Consider the following 1,921-nt stretch of genomic DNA (forward strand, 5'->3'; position numbering starts at 1 on the left):
CGTCCCCGGCACCTCCCAAATCCGCGGCGACCAAATCCACCGCTAGGCCACCCCACCCGGAAGCCGCGCCCGGAACACCACCCTCGCCTGAGGCAACGCACCTCGCGTTCGACGCAATGACCTGACCCGGCGCAGCGATCCCGCGCGACCCGCCCTGATGTAGTGACCTGGCCTCGGCGATGTGATCTTGCGGCGCGGCGACCGACATGGCGATCTGGGGCTGAGGCGGTGATCTGGGGCTGGCGTGGTGGCCTTGCCTGTGCGGTGGGCCGGGCTGTGCGGTGGCCTGGGCTGGTGTGTGGCGGGCTTGCTCGGCTTGTGGATCCGCTTGATTCGGTGAGCTGGCTTGATCTGGGTTCTTGGCTGGCTTGGTGGCTCTGTGGGCAACGGGCGTGGTGGTGTCCGGGGGTTTGTGGGTGGTGCTGGTTTCTGGGGGTTTAGGTGGAATGTGGGGGGCTGGCGTTCGGGTGGTCAGAGGTTAGGGTCATAATGACGAGAACCGATCCTGAGGAGGGTTCGTGATCCCTTCCGTTCTCGTCGCCCCCGACCCCGGCTGGACCACCGAGACCGATGTCGTCGTCATCGGTTCCGGTATCGCGGGCCTGGTCGCCGCGTTGCGGTGCCGTCCGCACGGGCAGGTGCTGCTCGTCACCAAGGCGCTGCTGGACGCAGGGTCGACCCGCTGGGCGCAGGGTGGGATCGCTGCGGCGCTCGCGCCCGACGACACCCCCGAGGAACACCTCGCTGACACCCTCACCGCCGGCGTCGGTCTGTGCGACGAGGACGCGGTCCGGGCTCTCGTCACCGAGGGGCCGGACGCTGTCCGCGGGCTCATCGAACTGGGCACCGCCTTCGACCGTTCCAGTGGTGGTGACATCGCGCTGACCCGGGAGGGCGGCCACCACCGGCGCCGGATCGCCCATGCGGGCGGCGACGCGACCGGCGCGGAGATCAGCCGTGCGCTCCTCGCCGCCATCAAGGACTCCGGCGTCGAGGTCATCGAGCATGCGCTCGTCCTCGACCTGCTGAAGGACGGGGCCGGACGCGCGGCCGGGGCCACCCTCCACGTGATGGGCGAAGGGCAGCCGGGCGGCGTCGGCGCCGTCCGGGCCCGTGCGGTCGTGCTCGCCACCGGCGGGCTGGGGCAGGTGTTCTCGGCCACTACGAACCCCGAGGTCTCCACGGGCGATGGAGTCGCGCTCGCGCTGCGGGCGGGAGCCGATGTCGCCGACCTTGAGTTCGTCCAGTTCCATCCGACCGTGCTGTGGCTCGGCGAGGGTGCGCGCGGGCAGCAGCCGCTGATTTCGGAGGCCGTGCGGGGCGAGGGCGCATATCTCGTCGACCACTCCGGGGAGCGGTTCATGCTCGGACGCCACGACCTGGCGGAACTCGCTCCGCGTGACGTCGTCGCCAAAGGCATCATGAACCGGATGCACGAGACCGGTGTGTCCCACATGCTGCTGGACGGCCGGCACCTCGGCGCCACGATGTGGGAGAACCGCTTCCCGACCATCCTGGCCGCCTGCCGGCACCACGGCATCGACCCCGTGACCGAGCCGATCCCGGTCGTTCCCGCCGCCCACTACGCGAGCGGAGGTGTCCGCACGGACCTGCACGGACGGACGTCCGTCCCTGGCCTCTACGCCTGCGGTGAGGTCGCCTGCACCGGTGTCCACGGCGCGAATCGTCTGGCGTCCAACTCGCTTCTGGAGGGCCTTGTCTTCGCCGAACGCATCGCGACTGCCCTTCAGGCCGAGCTGGTAATGACCCCCAGCCTCTTGGCCGGAGAAGGGCACCCGCCTGCGTCGTTCGCAACCGTGTCAACGACGCACGCGTCCGCAACGGGCCTAGCGGATGGCACGGCCCCTGGTGGTCTTTCGGTGGGCGTGGTTCCCGGGGGAGCGCGTGGGTGGGCTAGGGG

The 1,921-nt window shown here is 70.2% G+C and carries 1 protein-coding gene; it reads left to right on the forward strand.

The features are described 5' to 3' along the window. Positions 1–518: 518 nt before the first annotated feature. On the forward strand, positions 519–1,921 hold a 1,403-nt coding region (locus tag ETD83_RS41570), incomplete at its 3' end, for an L-aspartate oxidase (protein ID WP_138650726.1).

It is taken from the genome of Actinomadura soli, from assembly GCF_005889715.1.
In the GTDB taxonomy this organism is placed as follows: Bacteria; Actinomycetota; Actinomycetes; order Streptosporangiales; family Streptosporangiaceae; genus Spirillospora; species Spirillospora soli.